Below are 19,878 nucleotides of genomic sequence, written 5' to 3' on the forward strand. Positions count from 1 at the left end.
GGCCTTCTTCAAATGGGATTCACATCTCTACTGCAAGCCGCCGTAATTTTTCAATTTTCAGATTTTGTTCTGATATTCCTTATTAGGTTACAAGCCCTGCCAATTGAATACAGTTGGCTCCGGGAGGATGTTTCATTTTTCGACGTCTCTTCCGGTGCGTTTTCCGCATGGCTGGGGGTGCGCACGACGACGGCGCCGGGGTCGCCCCCAACACAGGCGCCGACCGCGCCTTCACCCGAAATCCCCTCGAATCTCCCCCTGAGTACCTCGCTTCTACCGCGCCTCGGAGCCGGTTCGGACGGGTCGGCGAACGCCCTTTTCACTCCAAACGGCGCATCAGTTACCTCGTACTGGACGGTTCGGGTAGTACGTATGCGAAATAACTTTATCCAGTTGTAACTAGGGCCTTAAGTTAACACAACGGCATCAGCAAACACCCTAGGATGAAGTCACGAAAAAGCACGGACCACCTCCTGTTCTTTCAATTGATGCCAATGGATTTTCCAATGGCACGGACGCTTTCGCGCTATTTCTTTCGGGATATTTACGTGGAAATTCAAACTGTTTCGCAGCCGGCCCAGGCAACTCCAGAGCCTTCTCTGGAAGGCCTTTTCGCGCCGCGATCCAATTCGAACGGCCCCGTCGGCCGCCACGCCGGCGCGGCAGCCCTGCCCTCCCGTCTCGCTGGTGACTGGACGCGCCGCCATGCGGGCGGCGACCAGCTTCCCGACACCCTCTTCGCAGCCGCCTGGCTGCTGCTGCAGTCGCGCTGGCTCGGCATCGCTCAGCCTGTGCTGCACGAGCCGGGTCGCGCCCCGGTCGCCGTGTCGTTCGACGCGGCCAGTTCCGCCGACGCGTGGCTGGCCGTCGTGGATGCCAGCCGCCGTAATACCACTGCGCCGGCGCAGCAAGCAGCAGCCGTCCCTTCCCTGTGGCTGCGGGAAGGATCGGAGAGCGCAGACGCCCCGGTGCGCCTGCGCTTCGACGCGGCGACCGGCACTCTTCATATGGATGCGGCCGAAAGCCTGATGGATGCAGCCGACATCGACCAGCTGCTCGCCGCCCTCGTCGACACGGCCCAGGACCTGTTCGATCGCCCCGACGCCGCCATCGGCGACATCCGCACCCAGCCGCAAGCCGACCGCGCCGACCAGCTCGACGCCTGGAACACCGCACTCGCGCCGGTGGACTCGGCCCTGACCGTGCCGGCCATGTTCGCGCGCCAGGTGGAGACGGCGCCCGATGCCATCGCCCTTGCGCAGGGCGACGCGACGATGAGCTACGGCGAGCTCGACCGCCGCTCCAGCGACCTCGCGCAGCGCCTGCAGAGCTTGGGCGTGCAGCCGGGCGACGGCGTGGGCATGCTGCTGGAGCGCTCGATGCCGGCCATCGTCGCGCAGCTCGGCATCCTCAAGGCCGGCGCCGCCTACGTGCCGGTGCCCACGGACTACCCGGCCGACCGCATCGCCTACATGCTTGCGGAAGCCGGCGCGCACCAGGTGCTCACCACGCAGGAGCTGCGGCATCTGGTTCCGCCCGGTCAGGCCGTTTTTCTGGTCGACGAGATTGAAGACAAGCAGAACCGTGGTTTCTTGAATCCACCGGCCATCGACGCCGAATCGGTGGCCTACGTCATGTACACCTCGGGCTCCACGGGCACGCCCAAGGGCATCGAGATCTGCCATCGCTCGATCCTGCGGCTGGTGGCGGGCGTGGACTACGTCGACCTCGCCCCGGGCCTTGCGATGCTGCACGCGGCGCCGCTGGGCTTCGACGCGGCCACGCTCGAGATCTGGGGCCCGCTGCTCAACGGCGGCTGCTGCGTCGTCCACGACGAGCGCGTGCCCACCGGCGCGGGCCTGGCTCGCACCATCGGGCGCCACGGCGTGCACACCGCATGGCTCACGGCGGCGCTCTTCAACGCGGTGATCGACGACGACCCGGCGCACCTCGCCGGCCTGCGCCACCTGTTCACCGGCGGCGAGGCGCTTTCCGTGCCGCACGTGCGGCGCGCGCTTGCCGCACTGCCGCAGCTCACCCTGAGCAACGGCTACGGTCCCACCGAGTGCACCACCTTCGCGGCCACGTACCGCATCGCCGCGCCGCTGGCCGAGGGGCTGCGCTCCATTCCGCTCGGCCGGCCGATCAAGAACACCGTGCTGCGCGTGCTGAGCCCGTCGATGGCGCTGCTGCCGACCGGCTTCGTGGGCGAGCTCTGCATCGGCGGCCACGGGCTGGCGCGCGGCTACCTGCGACAACCCGGGCTCAGCGCCGAGCGCTTCGTGCAAGACCCCTTCGGCGCCGCCGGCGAGCGGCTCTACCGCACCGGCGACCTCGCGCGCTGGCTGCCCGACGGCACCATCGAATTCATCGGCCGCCGCGACGGCCAGGTGAAGATCCACGGCCACCGCATCGAGACGGGCGAAGTCGAGGCCGCGATCCTCTCTCACCCGGGCGTCCAGTCGTGCGCCGTGGTCGCCCGGCCCGACGGAAACGGACAGCTGCGCCTGGTCGCCTATCTGGTTTCGCGCTCTGCGGAACAGCGGCCTTCCTGGGAGGCCCTGCGCGCCCATCTGGCAGACCGGCTGCCCGCGGCGATGGTGCCGTCGGCACAGGTGTGGCTCGCCCAGCTGCCGGTCACCTCCAACGGCAAGCTCGACCGCAGGGCGCTGCCCGAGCCGGCGGGCGAGCGCCCCGACCTCGCCCAGCCCTTCGAGGAGGCGCGCGACGCCTTCGAGCAGCGTGTCTGCGATGCGTTCGCGCGTGCGCTGCGCATTGCAAAGGTCGGGCGCAACGACAACTTCTTCGACCTCGGCGGTGACTCGCTGCTCGTGCTGCAGGTGCTGGCCGACCTGCGGCAGGACTCGGCGGCGCCGCTGTCGGCCAACCTTTTCTTCCGCAATCCCACACCAAAAGCGATGGGGGCGCGGATGCACCCGGCGGACGAACAGCCCGCCGAGGCCGCTGCGGCCGGTTTCAAGGATCGACCGACCGCAGCGGCCACCCATATGGAAGACGCCGTCGCGCTGATCGCCACGGCCGGGCGCTTTCCCGGCGCGGCCGACGTGGAGCAGTTCTGGGACAACCTCGTCGCCGGGCGCGACACCATCAGCTTCTTCGACGACGCCACGCTCGACGCCGGCATCTCCGAGGCGCTGCGCAGCGATCCGGCCTACGTGCGCGCCCGCGGCGTGATCGACGGCATCGAGGACTTCGACGCCGCCTTCTTCGGCATCAGCCCGAAGGAAGCGCAGCTCATGGACCCGCAGCAGCGCGTGTTCCTCGAGATCTGCTGGGAGGCGCTGGAGCGCGCCGGCTATGTGCCCGACGCCGCGCCGGGCCCGGTGGGCGTGTACGCCGGCATGTACAACGCGACCTACTTCCAGCGCCACGTGAGCACGCGGCCCGACCTGGTGGAGCCGGTGGGCGAGTTCCAGGTGATGCTGGCCAACGAGAAGGACTACATCACCACCCGGGTGGCGAACCGGCTCAACCTCACCGGCCCGGCCGTCAGCGTGCACACCGCCTGCTCGACCTCGCTGGTGGCGGTGGCCCATGCGTTCCATGCGCTGCGCACGGGCCAGTGCTACATGGCGCTGGCCGGCGGCGCCTCGGTCACCTGCCCGCCGCGCAGCGGCTATCTCTACAACGAGGGTTCGATGCTCTCGCCCGACGGCCACACGCGCAGCTTCGACGCGCAGGCGCAGGGCACGGTCTTCAGCGACGGCGCCGCGGTGGTGCTGCTCAAGCGGCTGGCCGACGCGCAGGCCGACGGCGACACCATCTACGCCGTGCTGCGCAGCGCCTGCGTGAACAACGACGGCGGCGCCAAGGCCAGCTTCACCGCGCCCAGCGTCGACGGCCAGGCGGCCGTCATCCGCGCCGCGCTGGCGGCAGCCGACGTGGACGCGCGCAGCATCTCGTACGTGGAAGCGCACGGCACCGCCACGCCGATGGGCGACCCGGTGGAAGTCGAGGCACTGGCTTGCGCCTACGCCGAGCACACCGACGCGCTGGACTTCTGCACGCTAGGCTCGCTCAAGAGCAACGTGGGCCACATGGTCACGGCGGCGGGTGCGGCAGGCCTCATCAAGACGGCGCTGGCGCTGCACCATGAGCAGATCCCGCCGACCGTGCACTTCAGCGCGCCGAACCCGGCGATCGATTTCGCGCGCACGCCTTTCCACGTCACCGCGAGCCTGCAGCAGTGGCCGCGCACGCAGCAGCCGCGCCGCGCGGGCGTCAGCTCCTTCGGCGTGGGCGGCACCAATGCGCACGTCATCGTCGAGGAAGCGCCGCCGCGGCCCGCCTCGCCGCCGGCCTCGGGCGACCAGGTGCTGCTGCTCTCGGCCCGCTCCGAGGCGGCGCTCGACGTCGCCGCCGGCCAGCTCGCCGCACACCTGGAAAGCCATCCAGCACTCCCCCTTGCCGACGTGGCCCACACCCTCTCGGTCGGCCGCAAGGCCCACGCCTTCCGCCGCGCCGTGGTGGCCGGCGGCACTGCCGAAGCCATCGCCGCGCTGCGCGATGCCGCGTCGCCCCGCGCCGCCAGCGGCCGCGCGGCCGCGCGCGCACAGCAGCTGGTGCTGATGTTCCCCGGCCAGGGCGCGCAATACGCCGGCATGGGCCGCAACCTCCATGCGAACGACCCGGTGTTCGCCGCAGCCTTCGACGACTGCATGGAAGCCTTCGCCGGCGCCACGGACTTCGACCTGCGCGAGCGCATGTTCAGCGACGACCCGCAGGCGCTGGCACCCACGGCCGCCACGCAGCCCGCGATCTTCACGCTCGAATACGCACTCGCCCGCCGGCTGCTGGCACTGGGCGCTCGTCCGCATGCGCTGGTCGGCCACAGCGTGGGCGAGTTCGTCGCGGCCGTCATCGCCGGCGTGATGCGGCTCGAGGATGCCGCCCGGCTGGTCGCCCGCCGCGGCGCGCTCATGCAGGCGCAGCCCGCGGGCGCGATGCTGTCGGTGCGCATGGGCGCGGCCGATCTCGCCGGCCGGCTCGGGTCCGGTCTTTCGCTCGCCGCCGACAACGGCCCCACGGCCTGCGTGGCCGCCGGCCCCTTCGAGGACATCGCCGCGCTGCAGGCCGCGCTGGAGGCCGACGGCATTGCCTGCCGCGCGCTGCAGACCTCGCATGCCTTCCACTCGGCCATGATGGAACCGGCCGTCGCGCCCTTCGAGGCGCTGGTGGCCAAGGTGGCGCTGCGCGCGCCGCAGATCCCGATCTTCTCGACGCTCACCGGCCAGCCGCTCGAAGACGCCGACGCCACCAGCCCGGCCTACTGGGCCCGGCACCTGCGCGGCACGGTGCGTTTCTCGCCGGCCCTGCGCAGCGCGATGGCGCAGCTGCAGAACCCGCTCTTCGTCGAGGCCGGCCCGCGCAACACGCTCGCCACGCTGGCGCGCCAGCACGGTGCCAAGGCGGACAGCGTCGCTGCGCTGCTGCACCTGGAGCCCGGCGCCGATGCCGACGAGGCACGCACCCTTCGACTGGCACTCGCGCGCCTGTGGGCCCGCGGTGCCGAGGTCGAGCTCTCGCGCCTGACCGCCCGTGCCGGCGCGCAGCGCGTGCGCCTGCCGACCACGCCTTTCGAGCGCAAGCGCTGCTGGGTCGACATCGCCCCGGCCCCTGTCCCTGCGCCCGCCGCCAGTCCCGCTGCTTCTCCCGTCGTTTCGTCCATTGCGGCTGCGCCCGTCGCCGCCGTCGTCGTCCCACCCATTTCCCTGGAGCCGATCGTGACCGCCGCTACGCCCTCGCCGCTTCCTCCGCCAGCCGCATCGCCCATCGACGCTCGCCTGCGCGCCCTGTTCGAAGACATCTCCGGCCTCGACATGGCCCAGGCCGAGGGACAGGCGCCCTTCGGCGAACTGGGCCTCGACTCGCTCACGCTCACGCAGGCGGCCACGCAGATCAAGAAGCACTTCAAGGTCGGCGTGAGCTTCCGCCAGCTGATGGAGAACTACCGCAGCTTCGACGCGCTCTCGGCCTTCCTGCGCGAGAGCCTGCCGCCCGAGGCGGCGCCGGCCCCCGCCGCCCCGATGGCTCCGGCGGCGAGCGCGCCAGTCGAAACCGCGGTCTCCGTCATGCAGGCGGCCGTGCAGCAGCCGATGCCGGCGCCGATGCCGGTCTACATGCCCGTGCAAGGCAGCGCCGCCATGGCCGACGCCCATCTGCCCCAGCTGATTTCGCAGCAGATGGAATTGATGCGACAGCAGCTCGCGCTGCTGTCGGGCGCCGCTGCCGCAGCGCCGCTGGTGACGCTGCAGGCCATGGCACCCGTGCAGGCCGCTTCCGCCGCCGTGGCGGTTGCACCGGCAGCCGCGCCCGCCCCTGTCGTTGCCGCCGCTGCCGCCGACGAGCCCGCGCAGCCCGTGCGCTACGACGTGAGCAAGGCCTTCGGCGCCATCGCCCGCATCCACACCCAGCGCACCGCCGAGCCCAGCGGCCGGCAGAAGGCGCGGCTGGCGGCCTTCATCCGCCGCTACGTGGAGCGCACGCGCAAGAGCAAGGAATTCACCGAGGCCAACCGCCCGCACATGGCCGATCCGCGCGTGGTCAACGGCTTCAGGCCGATCACGAAGGAGATCACCTACCAGATCGTCATCGAGCGCTCCAAGGGTTCGAAGATGTGGGACCTCGACGGCAACGAGTACGTCGACGCGCTCAACGGCTTCGGCATGAACATGTTCGGCTGGCAGCCCGACTTCGTGCTCGACGCCGTGCGCCGGCAGCTCGACGCGGGCTACGAGATCGGGCCGCAGCACCCGCTGGCCGCCGAAGTGACGGCGCTGGTGTGCGAACTCACCGGCAACGACCGCGCGGGCCTGTGCAACACCGGCTCCGAGGCGGTGATGGCGGCGCTGCGCATCGCGCGCACCGTCACCGGCCGCAGCACGGTGGTGGTGTTCACCGGCTCCTACCACGGCACCTTCGACGAGGTGCTGGTGCGCGCTGGCAAGGCCGGCAAGGGCCTGTCGGCCGCGCCGGGCGTGATGAGCGGCATGTTCGGCGACATCCGCGTGCTCGACTACGGCACGCCCGAGGCGCTGGAGTTCATCCGCGAGAACGCGGGCGACCTGGCCGCGGTGGTGGCCGAGCCGGTGCAGAGCCGCCGGCCCGACTTCCAGCCGCGCGAGTTCCTGCACGAGCTGCGCGAAATCACCGCGAAGAACGGCTGCTGCCTGATCTTCGACGAGGTCATCACCGGATTCCGCACCGCGCTGGGCGGCGCGCAGGAGTTCTTCGGCGTGCGCGCCGACCTGGCCACCTACGGCAAGGTCATCGGCGGCGGCTTCCCGGTGGGCGTGATCGCGGGCAAGCGCGAGTTCATGGACGCGCTCGACGGCGGCGCCTGGCAGTACGGCGACGACTCCATTCCCGGCGTGGGCGTGACCTACTTTGCCGGCACCTTCGTGCGCCATCCGCTCGCGCTCGCGGCGGCGAAGGCCTCGCTCGATCACCTGAAGGAAGCCGGGCCCGCGCTGCAGTCGGGGCTCAACGCCAGCACCACCGCCATGGCGGCCGAGCTTTCGGGCTGGTGCAGGGAGGTGGGCGCGCCCATCGAGGTCCGGCATTTCTCGTCGCTGTGGCGCGTGAGCTGGCTCGAAGACCATCCGCTGCAGGACCTGCTGTTCGCCATGATGCGCAGCCGCGGGGTCCACATCCTGGACAACTTCCCCTGCTTCCTCACGAGCGCCCACAGCGCCGAGGACATCGCCTTCATCCAGCGCGCCTTCAAGGAATCGGTCGCCGAGATGCAGGAATCCGGCTTCCTGCCGCGCCGCGCAGTGCCCCTCACCGGCTTCGACCTGCACAAGCCCGCCGAGGAAGGCTCCGTACTGGCCCGCGACATCGACGGCCAGCCCTTCTGGTACGTGCCCGACGCGGCCGCCGCCAGCCAGCAACACGTCAACGGAAAGGTCGCAGCATGAACGCCGTTCTCAAGCCCGCCGCGAGCGGCGGTGCCGTGGAGTGCATCATCCCGACCACGGAATCGCAGCGCGAAGTCTGGCTCGGCGCGACGCTGAGCCCCGAGGCCTCGATGGCCTACAACGAGTCGGTGGTGCTGCGCCTGCGCGGCGAACTCGACCACGACGCGCTGGCGCGCTCCATGGCCCGGCTGCTGGAACGCCACCAGGCCCTGCGCTCCACCATCTCGCCCGACGGCACCTGCATGCTGGTGAGCCACCCGGGCGGCAACCCGATGGCAGAGCACGACCTGGCCGGCCTCGCACCCGATGCCCGTGCGCTGGCGCTGCGCGATGCGCACGACGAGGCCGTGTGCACGCCGTTCTCGCTGGAGCACGGTCCGCTCTTCCGCGCCGCGCTCTACCGCCTCGGCGAAACCGAGCACGAACTGGTGATGTCGGCGCACCACGTGGTGTGCGACGGCTGGTCTTGGGCGGTCATCACCGAGCAGCTGGGCCATCTGTATGCCGAGGAGACCGGCACGGGCCTGAAGCTGAAGGCCGCGCCGCTCTTCTCCGACTTCGCCGCTGAGGAAGTCGCTGCCGCCGCGCACCCCGACATGCAGGCGCACATCGACTACTGGCTGGGCCGCTTCCCCGGCAGCCCGCTGCCGGTGCTCGACCTGCCGCTGGACCGCCCGCGCCCGGCCGCGCGCACCTTCAATTCGCGCCGTGCCGAGCGGCTGCTCGACAAGCGGCTGGTCGCCGCGGTGCGATCGGCCAGCACCAAGGCCGGAATCAGCCTCTTCACCGGCCTGCTCAGCGGCTTCGTGGCGACGCTGCACCGTCTTTCCGGCCAGGACGACATCGTGGTCGGCATCCCGGCTTCGGGCCAGCTCGCGCACGACATGCCGGGCCTGGTCGGGCACTGCGTGAACCTGCTGCCGCTGCGCATCGCCGCGCACGCGGGCATGCGCTTCGACGCGCTGATGGACGAGTGCAACACCGCCGTGCTCGACGCCTTCGACCACCAGGCGCTGACCTATGGCGCGCTGCTGGGCCAGCTCTCTCTGGAGCGCGACCCGAGCCGGCTGCCGCTGGTGAGCGTGGCCTTCAACGTCGACCCCGACGTGGCCAGCAGCGCGCAGGCCTTCACCACGCTGGACGTGGTGCAGGACACCATCGCCCGCCGCTACGAGAACTTCGAGCTCTTCGCCAACCTGCGCCCGCACGAAGGCGGCCTGATGGTCGAGGTCCAGTACAACACCGACCTGTTCGACGAGGTGAGCGTTCTGCGCTGGCTCGACATGTTCGAGTGCGTGCTGCTGTCGGCCTCGCACAAGCCCGACGAGACCGTCGACCGGCTGGAGGTGCTTTCGGCCGACGCCGCGCGCGACCTGATCGCGCTGCAGCCGGCGCGCGTTCCGCTGGTCGGCGCGCCGCTGGCGCATGCGGGCTTCCTCGCGCGCGTGCCGATGCAGCCCGACAGCCCCGCGGTGCGCGACGGCGCCAGGACCTGCAGCTACGGCGAGCTCGACGCGCTTTCCAACCGCCTCGCACGCGCCCTGCGCGCACGCGGCGTGGGCCGCGGCCAGCGCGTGGGGCTTTGCGTGGAGCGCAGCCTGGAGATGGTGATCGCGATGCTGGGCGTGCTCAAGGCAGGGGCCTCCTACGTGCCGCTGGACACCGCCTTCCCGCAGGCCCGGCTCGACCACTACGCCACCGACGCGGGCCTCAGCCTGATGCTGACCTCGTCGGACATCGCTGTCGCACCGCGCGACTGGCGCGCCGACGCGGGCGCGCGCATCTTCGAGATCGACCGCGACAACTGGCGCCAGCTCTCCGGCGAGCCGCTGCCGCCGAGCGCGGACGACCCGGGCCCCGAGGATGCCTCGTACATCATCTACACCTCGGGCTCGACGGGCCTGCCCAAGGGCGTCATCGCCCATCACCGGGGCGTGGCGCACCTGCTGCAGTGGATGCAGCGCGAATCCAACGTCGGGCCGCACGACCGCATCGCGGCCGTCACCACCCTGTCCTTCGACATGGCGGTGCCCGACCTGCTGCTGCCGCTGGCGGCGGGCGCCGAGCTGGTGATCGTCAAGCGCGAGGTCGCGATGGACGGCACCCGCCTGTCGCGCGCGCTCGACGAGGAGCAGATCACCCTGCTGCAGGCCACGCCCGGCATGTGGCAGCTGCTGCTCGATGCCCAGTGGGCCGGCGGTGCGCCGGGCTTCCGTGGCTGGACCGGCGGCGAGGCGCTGCGCCCGAGCATGGCGCTGGCGCTGTGCGAACGCATGGAAGGCCTGTGGAACGGCTACGGCCCGACCGAGACCACGGTGTATTCCACCGCCTGGCATGTGCGCCCGGAAGAGATCGCCTCGCGCGGTGTCGCCATCGGCAGGCCGGTGGACAACACCGAGATCTGGATCCTCGACGCCGACCTGCAGCCCTGCCCCATCGGCGTGCCGGGCGAGATCTGCATCGCGGGCGAAGGCGTGTCGCTGGGGTACATCGACCGCCCCGAGCTGACGGCCGAGCGCTTCGTCACGGTGCGCATCTTCGGCACGCCCAAGAAGATATACCGCTCCGGCGACCGCGGCCGCTGGCGCAACGACGGCCTGCTCGACCACCTCGGGCGGCTGGACTTCCAGGTGAAGGTGCGCGGCTACCGCATCGAGCCCGGCGAGATCGAGGTGCGCTGCTGCGAGGTCGAGGGCGTCTCGCGCGCGGTGGTGATCGCCCGCGAGGACAACCCCGGCGACGTGCGCCTGGTGGCCTACCTCGCGCTCAAGCAGGGCGCGGGCTTCGACCTCGAGACGCTGATGGTGCACCTGCGCAAGCACCTGCCGGCCTTCATGCTGCCGCAGCACGTGGTGACGATGGACGTGCTGCCCAAGCTGGCCAACGGCAAGATCGACCGTGTCGCGCTTCCGCCTCCGCAGGCAGTGGCGCGCGACGAGGTGCGCCGCGGCGCGGCCCCGCGCAACGAGCACGAGCGCAAGGTGCTCGCGCTGATGGAGAAGGTGCTGAGCCTGCCCGGGCTGGACATGCACGACGACTTCTTCACCATGGGCGGCCATTCGCTGCTGGCGGCGCGCCTGACCACGCTGCTGAGCCGCGAGTTCCAGGTGACGGTGCCGCTGCGCACTCTCTTCGAGTCGCCCACGGCCGAGAAGCTGGCAGCCTCCATCCAGGCGCTGCAGGGCTCGGGCGTCGGCCTGCAGGCGCCGATCGGCCGCAGCATCGGGCGCACCACCGCGCCGCTGACCATGGCTCAGGAGCGCATCCGCTTCATGGAGCAGCTGCATCCGGGCCGCTCGGTCTACAACGCACCCTCGGCGCAGCGGCTCACCGGGCAGCTCGATGCGGCGCGCTTCGAGGCGGTGTGGCGCGAGATCATCCGCCGCCAGCCCTCGCTGCGCACCCACATCGGCATCGACGCCGAAAGCGGCAAGCCGGTGCAGGTGATTTCCCAGTCAGCGGAATTCGCCCTGCCGCTGGTCGACCTGCGCAGCCTGCCCGCCGACCAGCGCGAGGCCGAGCTGGCCGAGCGCATGCAGGAGCTGGCGGACCGGCCCATCGACATCCACAGCGCGCCGATGATGCACGCGGCGCTGTTCCGGCTCGACGAGGACGAGCATGTGTTCCTCTTCGTTCCGCACCATCTGATCTGGGACGGCTGGTCCTTCGACCTCATGCAGCGCGAGATGGCGGCGCTGTACGACGCCGCAGAGCGCGGCCGCCCGCACAACCTGCCCGCGCTCTTCACCACGCAGGGCGACTACGCCGAGTGGCTGGAGAAATGGCTCGACGGCCCGGCCTGCGAGGAGCAGCTCGTCTTCTGGCGCGGCCGCCTCGAAGGCGCGAGGGCCGTGCGCCCGCCGGTGACCGACATGCCCCGGCGCGCCGGCAAGAGCGGCCAGGGCGGCGCGCACTGGATCCACATCGACCTGCAGAGCACGCAGCGGCTGCGCGAGATCGCTCGCGACATGGACGTGACGCTGAGCATGCTGACCTTCGGCGTCTACGCGCTGACCATGGCGCAGGTGACCGGCAACGACGCCATCGTCATCGCCAACCCGGTGCGCGGACGCCAGCAGGCGGAGACGGAAGACGTCATGGGCTTCTTCAACAACGTGCTGCCGGTCTCGCTCGCCATCGACCGCTCGCTCACGCTGCCGGCCTTCATGCGCTACGTGAAGCAGGAGTTGCTGTCGATGATGAACAACCAGCAGGTGCCCTTCGAGCGCCTGATGCAGGAGCCGGGCTACGCGGGGCAGATCAAGACCTCCGGGCCCTACCAGTCGATGTTCTCGTTCCAGGACGCGCGCGAACGCTCGCGCTGCGTCGGCAGCCTGCAGACCCGCCAGGTCCACGTGATGCAGCACGGCGCCACCGACGACATCGGCGTGTGGCTGATGGACAAGCCGCACGGACTGGAAGGCGCGCTGATCTACAACGCCGACGTCTACCTGCGCGAGACCGGCGCCCAGTTGCGCGAGCGCTATCTCGAAGTGCTGCGCCGCGTGGCCGAAGAGCCCGGCGCCACGCTGGAGCGGATCACCGACCCCGAGACCTCGACCAGCGCCGCCTACCTGCGCAAGATGGCCGCCACCGACCCTGCCAAGGCGGCCGCGCCCGGCGCAGCGATCGACGGCAACGGCGGGGCGGCAAGAGCGAAGCAGAGCCAGCTCGAACCGGAGCAGGCGCAGCTCGCCAGCATCTGGGCCGAGGTGATCGGCATCGACGTGGCCGACATCCGCCCGGGCGACAACTTCTTCGACCTGGGCGGCGACTCGCTGCTGGTGCTGCGCGCGGTGCAGCAGGCACAGCAGGCGCTGGGCCATCGCGTGGAGCCGCGCCGCTACCTGTTCGAGAACCTCGGGCAGATCGCCGCCTCGCCCCGAGGCGCTGCCGAGGGCGTGCCCTCCGAACTCGCCGAACTCGCCGCCGGCACGGCCGCGCAGCAGCACCGCGGCGGGCTGCTGGGCGCGCTCGGCGGCTGGCTGCGCAAGGGGTGATGGACATGACTGACAGCACCCCCCAGCCGATCTCCATCGACGTGCCGCTGTGCCTGTACGTCGACCTGGACAGGTTCGCCGGCCTTCCGTCGGAGCAGGTTCTCTCGGCCGAGGAGCGCGAGCGCGCCGAAGCCATCCGCTCGCCGCTGGACCGCCAGCGCTACGTGGCCTCGCACCTCGCGCTGCGGCAGGCGTTGAGCGAGTACACCGGCCTGCAGCATGCGGAGCTGCACCTGTCCAAGGGCTCCTTCGGCAAGCCGTCGCTCACCGGCCATGCGCGCACGCAGTTCTCGCTGAGCCACAGCCAGGGCCTGGCGCTGATCGCCATCGGCGGCCGCGGCCCGCTGGGCGCCGACATCGAGCTGCTGCGCCCGGTGCCCGACGCGGCGGTGCTCGCGGCCGAGCATTTCACCCACCGCGAGCAGGAGGCGCTGGCCGCCCTGCCCGCGCACGAGCGCGACCGCGCCTTCCTGACCTGCTGGACGCGCAAGGAGGCCTGCCTCAAGGCCATCGGCGTGGGGCTGCTGCTGTCGTCGCAGAGCTTCGAGGTGGGCCTGGAGCCGGACTGCCGCAGTGTCGAGCTCTCGGTGGCCGGCCGCATCCTGTGGCTGGTGCTGGGACCGGCGCCCGAGCGGATGGACTGCGTAGGCTCCATCGCCGAATGGCGGCAGACGGAAGCGCGCGCCGGCCGGGCCAGCCACTCCGGCCGTCTGCTGGAGGCGCACGCATGAGCCGAATGACGCCGATCATGTTCGGGCCGGCCTCGCGGCAGCTCTTCGGCGTGTTCCATCCCGCCGAAGCGAACGAGGGCGCAGCGGGAGGCACCGCCGTGCTGCTGTGCCCGCCGTTCGGGCAGGAGGGCCTGCGCACGCACCGCTTCTTCAAGGTGCTGGCCGAGCGGCTCTCGCGCTCGGGCATCGCCACGCTGCGCTTCGACTTCTATGGCTCGGGCGATTCGCCGGGCGAGGAAGCCGAGGGCGAGCTCGACGGCTGGCGCCGCGACCTGTGCTCGGCGCACGAAGAGCTGCGCCGGCGCGCGCCCGGCGCCTCCATCGTGTGGATCGGTGCGCGGCTCGGCGCCACGGTGGCCGTGCTGGCGGCGCGCGGCGGGCGCTGCGACCCGGTGCGGCTGGTGCTGTGGGAGCCGGTGATCGACGGGCGCGGCTACGCCCGGCTGCTGCGCGAGCAGCATGTGGCGGCCATCGACACCACCTTCTGCATTCCCGACCTGGCCTGGCGCCGCAGCCTGCTGCAGGAGCCCGAGGCGATGCCCGCCGAAGCGCTGGGCACCGTGCTCTCGCCCGCGCTGCGCGCCCAGCTGGCCGCGCTGGTGCCCGAATCGCTGCCGCTCACCGCGCTGCACGACACGCTGGTGCTGGCCGAGCCCGACGACGAACGCACCGCCCAGTGGGCCGCCGACCAGCAGTCGCGCCACATGCCGGTGCGCCTCGCGTACTTCAGCCACCAGCTCGACTGGACCTCGGACCCCTACCCCAACAGCGCCATGGTCCCGGCCGACGCGCTCAACCGCCTGCAGGGTGCCCTTCATGAATGACCCGACCACGACGCTCCCCTTCGCCATCACCCAGGCCCCGCTGCTGTTCGGCCCCGGCGACGCGCTGATGGGCATGCTCACCCTCCCCGCGCGGCCGGCGCGCAGCGGCACCGCCTGCCTCATGTTCAACATGGGCGCCAACCACCGGGTGGGGCCGCGGCGCATCAACGTGAAGCTGGCGCATGTGCTGGCCGCGCGCGGCGTGAGCAGCCTGCGCTTCGACCTGGGCGGGATCGGCGACAGCGAGGCTCTGGCCACCTCGCCCGACCTGCAGATGCGCGCGGTGCACAGCCTGAAGGCGGCGATGGACGCGGCCGAGCGCACGCTGGGTGCGCGGCAGTTCGTGATCGTGGGCATGTGCTCGGGCGTGGAGCAGGCCATGTCGGCCGCGCTGGTCGACAGGCGCGTGGTCGCGCTGTCGCTCTTCGACGGCTTCGCCTTTCCGGAGCTGCGTGCGCGGCTGGAGCGCAATCTGCGCCGCGCACTGGCCGCACCGGCCCACCCCTCGTTCCCGGGCAAGGCCAGGCGCTGGCTGCAGCGCCGCTTCTCGCGCAGCCATTCGACCACGCCCATGCCGGGCTTCTTCGCCGAAAGGCGCGCACCCGAGGCCAACGCGATCTGGTTCGGCGCCGCGCTGCAGCGGCTCGCCGAACGCAATGTGGCGATGCAGCTGCTGTATTCGGGCTCTCTGCACGTGTGCGACCGCGGCCGCGACCAGCTCGGCGCCTTCGCCCGCAAGCCCTTCGCGCAGGGGCTGCAGTACGAGTTCCTCGGCGAGGTCGACCACACCGTGTGCACCGAAAGAGGCCAGCAGCTCTTCCTGCGCAGCGTGGGCGACTGGGTCGCCGAGCGCTGCCTGGCCGGCGGCATCGAGCGTCGCAGCCAGGCCAGCAGCCCCGCGCCGGCGGCGCCGGAACCGGCGATGACCACCTGGGCCGCGCTCTGAAAAGGGCCCGCCTTCCTCCCCTTTCGCACCTTGCACCACCGTCACAACCAGCCGTCAAGGAGACCACCATGCAACGCCACGATCCAGCGACACAGCCGCGCGCAATCCCATCGTTCGCGGCCCTGGCCCGGACGCAAGCGCAGGCCCGCCTGCGATGGCTGGGCCTGGCCATGCTGGTGTCCATCGGGCTGCTGACGCTGGCGGGCTGTGCGCCGGGCTTCGGCACGGTGGCGCCGCTGGGCTTCACCAGCACCACGGGCGACAGCACGGCTTCGGCCGACAGCGGAAAGATCATCCCGATCACGCCCGACCTGATCCGCTCGCAGATCGCGCAGCGGCCGACGGGCGTGCCCGACAACATCAAGCGGCTCTTCACCGCGGCGCCGGTCTACACCATCGGGCCGGGCGACGTGGTCGGCATCATCGTTTACGACCACCCCGAGCTGCTGCCGAACGCCGGTGCGGTGATCGCCCAGCAGTCGGACCCGACCGGCGTGACCGTGGCGCCCGGCTTCATCGTCGATGCCAAGGGCGAGATCTTCTTTCCCTACATCGGCCGCACCAAGGTGCAGGGCCTGACCGAGAGCGGCGCCTCGGAGCTGATCGCGGACCGCATCAAGGCCTTCATCAAGGACCCGCAGGTGACGGTGCGCATCCAGTCCTTCCGCAGCCAGCGCGCCTACGTGCAGGGCGAGGTGCGCACGCCGGGGCTGCAGATCTTCACCGACGTGCCGATGACGCTGTCGGAGGCCATCAGCCGCGCCGGCAGCTTCACCCAGGCCGGCGACCGCGCGCACGTCACGCTCACGCGCGGCGGCGTCTCGACGGTGATCAACCTGCCGATGCTGCAGGCGCTGGGCGCCGACGCCAACAACATTCCGCTGCGCAACGGCGACATCGTCAACGTCGGAACGCGCGAGGACAGCCGCGTCTACGTGATGGGCGAAGTGCGCGCACCGTCGGCGCTGCAGATGCGCAACAACGGCCGCCTGACGCTGAACGAGGCGCTGGGCGACGCGGGCGGGCCCGACCTGACCACCTCCGACCCGGGGCAGATCTACGTGGTGCGCAACGCGCCGGACAACCTCGACGTGCAGCAGGTCTTCAACCTGAACGCGAAGAACCCGGTGGCGCTCGCGCTGGCCGACCGCTTCGAGCTGCAGCCGCGCGACGTGGTGTACGTCGACCGCGTGCCGCTGGTGAGCTGGAGCCGCGTGTTCAGCCTGATCCTCCCGGCCGCCCAGGTCATCAACCTCGCCCGCGACACCGCCCGCCGCTAGGCGCGCCCGTCCGGACACCGAAGCCGCAGCCCACAAGAAGGTGACTTCATGAACGCGCACTGGCAGCCGACCCTTCCCGCGCCCGCGGGCGCCTCCCCGATGGTGCTCGAGACCACGGCGTGGCCCCGGGAATCCCGGTTCCACGAGTACCTCGACATCCTCATCGACAACCGCTGGCTGATCGCCGGCATCACGGCGCTGGCGCTGTTCGTGGGCGTGGGCTACGCACTCTTCGGCACCCGCGTGTACGAGGCCAACATCCTGATCCAGGTGGAGGACCCGGATCGCTCGGGCGGCAACTTCCCCGGCGACGCCAACGGGGGCGGCAGCATCAACGTGAAGACGCCCACGGCGGGCGAGACCGAGATCCTGCGCTCGCGCATGGTGCTCGGCCAGGCGATGGAGAACACCCGGCTCTACATCGACGCGAAGCCGCGCTACATCCCGGTGGTGGGCGAGTTCCTGGCGCGGCATTCGAGCCGGCTTTCCACGCCCGGCGTGTTCGGCTGGGGCAACTATGTCTCGGGCACTGAGCACATCGCGGTGGCGCAGATGGACGTGCCGCCGGCTCTCGAGGGCAAGAAGTTCACGCTGGTCGCCGGCAGCGAGGGCAACTACACGCTGAGCAGCCCCGAACTCGAGTCGCCGCTGCGAGGCACCGTCGGCGTGCCGCTGGACGCCACGGTGCCTGGCGGCAACCTGCACCTGCTCGTGGGTTCCTTCGAAGCCCGCCCCGGCGCCGCCTTCGAGCTGGTGCGTCATTCCAAGCAACTCACGCTGCTGGGCCTGCAGCGCGACCTGCGCGTGGTCGAGAAGGGCAAGCAGTCGGGCGTGATGGACGTCAGCCTGCAGGCCGAGAACCGCAATCAGCTCGCCGGCGTGCTCAACGAGATCGCCAACCTGTACGTGCGCCAGAACATCGAGCAGAAGACGGTTCAGGCCGAGCGCGCCCTGAGCTTCCTGGGCACCGAGCTGCCGAAGCTCAAGCAGCAGCTGGAGCAGTCCGAGGACGCCTACAACCGCTACCGCAACCAGAACGGCACCATCAACCTCGACGACGAGGCTCGCAACGCCCTGTCGCAGAACGCCGACCTGCAGACCAAGCTGCTCGACGCCAACCAGAAGCGGCTGGAGCTGGTGGGCCGCTTCACCGCCGAGCACCCGATGGTGCGCACGCTGGACGCGCAGATCGCCTCGCTCAAGAGGGAACTGGGCGCCATCGACGGCCGCATCCGCCGCATGCCCATGCTGCAGCAGAACACGGTGCGCATGCAGCGCGACATCAAGGTCAACACCGAGCTCTACGCCACGCTGCTCAACAGCTCGCTGCAGATGCGGCTGGCCAAGGAAGGCAAGGTGGCCAACGTGCGCGTGCTCGACCAGGCGCTGGTGGCCGAGAAGCCGGTGCGGCCCAAGTCGATCATCGTGGTCGCGCTGGCGCTGGCCGGCGGCCTTTTCGCCGGGGGCGCGGCGGCGCTCGCGCGCAAGAACCTCAAGCGCTCCATCGAAAGCCCGGACCACATCGAGGCGATCACCGGGTTGAACGTCTACAGCAGCATTCCGCTGAGCACGCAGCAGCGCGTGCTCGACCGCGCGGTGCGCAAGGGCAAGCCCGGCATCAAGGTGCTGGCGGCGCTGCACGTGGAGGACCCGGCGCTCGAAGGCCTGCGGCGGCTGCGCACCGCGCTCAAGTTCGTGATGGTGGGCGCACCCAACAACCGCATCCTGATCTCCAGCGCCACGGCCGGCGCGGGCAAGACCTTCGTGTCGTCGAACTTCGCGACGCTGCTGGCGGTGTCGGGCAAGCGCGTGCTGCTGATCGACGGCGACCTGCGCCGCGGCACCCTGACGGAAGACTTCGGCCTGCAGCGCCGCGACGGCCTGGCCGACGTGATCACCGGCGAGGTGGCGCTGGAGCAGGCCATCCACCACCAGGTGCTGCCCTACCTCGACGTGATGTCCGCCGGCACGCCCCACGCCGACCCGGCCGTCCTGATGACCAGCGACACCTTCGCGCATGCGCTGGCGCTGCTGTCGGCGCGCTACGACGTGGTGGTGATCGACGCGCCCCCCACCCTGCTGGCCTCCGAGACCGCCGCGATGGCACCCAGCATGGGCACCGTGCTGCTTGTGGCCCGCGCCGACAACAGCGAGATGGGCGAGCTGCTCGAGAGCAGCAAGCGCCTCGCGCACGTGGGCGCGGCCTTCCACGGCGTGGTGTTCAACGCCGTCGACACCTCGCAGCGGCGCCATCGCACCTACGGCTACGGCTACTACGGCTATTCGCCCACCGCCGGCTCCGCCGCGCCGCGGCGCGATCCCTCCTACCAGCTGGACACAGCCGACACCGTGATGCCCAGGCGCATCGAACCGGAGCATGCCGAATCATGAGCACGCTGAGATCCACCCATTCCTCGGACCGCGGACGCGGCAGCCCCGGCGTCGGCACGGCCGCCAACACCGCGCCCTACATGCCCCTGGGCGGCAAGCCCTGGCAGCGCCGCGCCAAGCGCGCAGCCGACATCCTGATGGCCGGCTCGTTCTTCCTCTTCTTCGGATGGGCCTACGCGCTCATCTGGCTCGGCGTGCTCTACACGTCGGGCGGCCCCGCCATCTACATGCAGCCGCGCTACGGCAAGGGCGGCCGCGTGTTCAAGTTCTACAAGTTCCGCTCGATGGTGGCCAATGCCGACGCGGTGCTCGCGCGCCACCTGCGCGAGAACGAGGCCGCGCGGCGCGAATGGGCCGTCTACCAGAAGCTGCAACACGACCCGCGCATCACCCGCTTCGGCGCCTTCCTGCGCAAGTACAGCATCGACGAGTTCCCGCAGTTCTGGAACGTGCTCAAGGGCGACATGAGCATGGTCGGCCCGCGCCCCTGCATGTTCGCGCAGAAGGACCTGTACGGCGACTACTGGGCCCACTACTGCGCCGTGCGCCCGGGCATCACCGGCCTGTGGCAGATCAGCGGCCGCAACGAGATCAGCTACCGCCGCCGCGCCGCGATGGACGCGGAATACGTCGCCCACCTGTCGCTGTGGCGCGACTTCGTGATCCTGCTGAAGACCTTCGGCGTGGTGACGGGGGCGCGGGGTTCGCGGTAGCAGACGACGGCATCCGACCCCGAACACCGGACTCGCCTTTTTCCATTCAACCA

Annotated in this window: 8 protein-coding genes; all 8 read left to right on the forward strand. The window is 70.7% G+C overall.

Annotated elements, in window-relative coordinates:
• Positions 1-506 precede the first annotated feature (506 nt).
• The 8 genes from ACTJLF_RS01130 (at position 507) to ACTJLF_RS01165 (ending at position 19,825) form a co-directional block, all read left to right on the forward strand.
• Positions 507-7,940 carry an amino acid adenylation domain-containing protein gene (locus ACTJLF_RS01130; protein WP_440882327.1) on the forward strand — a complete coding sequence of 2,478 codons (7,434 nt, stop codon included), beginning with the start codon at positions 507-509 and terminating at the stop codon, positions 7,938-7,940.
• Positions 7,937-12,940: an amino acid adenylation domain-containing protein gene (locus ACTJLF_RS01135; protein WP_440882328.1), complete on the forward strand. Its 5,004-nt coding sequence runs from the start codon at positions 7,937-7,939 to the stop codon at positions 12,938-12,940. The genes ACTJLF_RS01130 and ACTJLF_RS01135 overlap by 4 nt, the downstream gene beginning before the upstream one ends.
• 5 nt (positions 12,941-12,945) lie before the next feature.
• Positions 12,946-13,671, forward strand: coding sequence for a 4'-phosphopantetheinyl transferase family protein (locus tag ACTJLF_RS01140; RefSeq protein ID WP_440882329.1), 726 nt, complete (start codon positions 12,946-12,948; stop codon positions 13,669-13,671).
• Positions 13,668-14,495: a serine aminopeptidase domain-containing protein gene (locus tag ACTJLF_RS01145; protein ID WP_354420649.1), complete on the forward strand. Its 828-nt coding sequence runs from the start codon at positions 13,668-13,670 to the stop codon at positions 14,493-14,495. The genes ACTJLF_RS01140 and ACTJLF_RS01145 overlap by 4 nt, the downstream gene beginning before the upstream one ends.
• Entirely contained in the window at positions 14,488-15,441 is a 954-nt protein-coding gene (locus tag ACTJLF_RS01150) for a hypothetical protein (RefSeq protein WP_019652692.1), read from the forward strand. Before ACTJLF_RS01145 ends, ACTJLF_RS01150 begins: the two co-directional genes overlap by 8 nt.
• 68 nt (positions 15,442-15,509) lie before the next feature.
• Positions 15,510-16,721, forward strand: coding sequence for a polysaccharide biosynthesis/export family protein (locus ACTJLF_RS01155; RefSeq protein ID WP_354323195.1), 1,212 nt, complete (start codon positions 15,510-15,512; stop codon positions 16,719-16,721).
• Between the two features lie 48 nt (positions 16,722-16,769).
• On the forward strand, positions 16,770-19,112 hold the full coding sequence (locus ACTJLF_RS01160) for a polysaccharide biosynthesis tyrosine autokinase (RefSeq protein WP_145759319.1): 2,343 nt from the start codon (positions 16,770-16,772) through the stop codon (positions 19,110-19,112).
• Positions 19,109-19,825, forward strand: coding sequence for a sugar transferase (locus ACTJLF_RS01165; RefSeq protein WP_019652695.1), 717 nt, complete (start codon positions 19,109-19,111; stop codon positions 19,823-19,825). Before ACTJLF_RS01160 ends, ACTJLF_RS01165 begins: the two co-directional genes overlap by 4 nt.
• Positions 19,826-19,878: the final 53 nt, after the last annotated feature.

The organism is Variovorax sp. 22077 (assembly GCF_052044195.1).
GTDB classification, from domain to species: Bacteria; Pseudomonadota; Gammaproteobacteria; order Burkholderiales; family Burkholderiaceae_C; genus Variovorax; species Variovorax atrisoli.

Coding starts and splice junctions, on each gene's coding strand:
- ACTJLF_RS01130 (WP_440882327.1), top strand. CDS start 507: ATGGCACGGACGCTTTCGCGCTATTTCTTTCGGGATATTTACGTGGAA.
- ACTJLF_RS01135 (WP_440882328.1), top strand. CDS start 7,937: ATGAACGCCGTTCTCAAGCCCGCCGCGAGCGGCGGTGCCGTGGAGTGC.
- ACTJLF_RS01140 (WP_440882329.1), top strand. CDS start 12,946: ATGACTGACAGCACCCCCCAGCCGATCTCCATCGACGTGCCGCTGTGC.
- ACTJLF_RS01145 (WP_354420649.1), top strand. CDS start 13,668: ATGAGCCGAATGACGCCGATCATGTTCGGGCCGGCCTCGCGGCAGCTC.
- ACTJLF_RS01150 (WP_019652692.1), top strand. CDS start 14,488: ATGAATGACCCGACCACGACGCTCCCCTTCGCCATCACCCAGGCCCCG.
- ACTJLF_RS01155 (WP_354323195.1), top strand. CDS start 15,510: ATGCAACGCCACGATCCAGCGACACAGCCGCGCGCAATCCCATCGTTC.
- ACTJLF_RS01160 (WP_145759319.1), top strand. CDS start 16,770: ATGAACGCGCACTGGCAGCCGACCCTTCCCGCGCCCGCGGGCGCCTCC.
- ACTJLF_RS01165 (WP_019652695.1), top strand. CDS start 19,109: ATGAGCACGCTGAGATCCACCCATTCCTCGGACCGCGGACGCGGCAGC.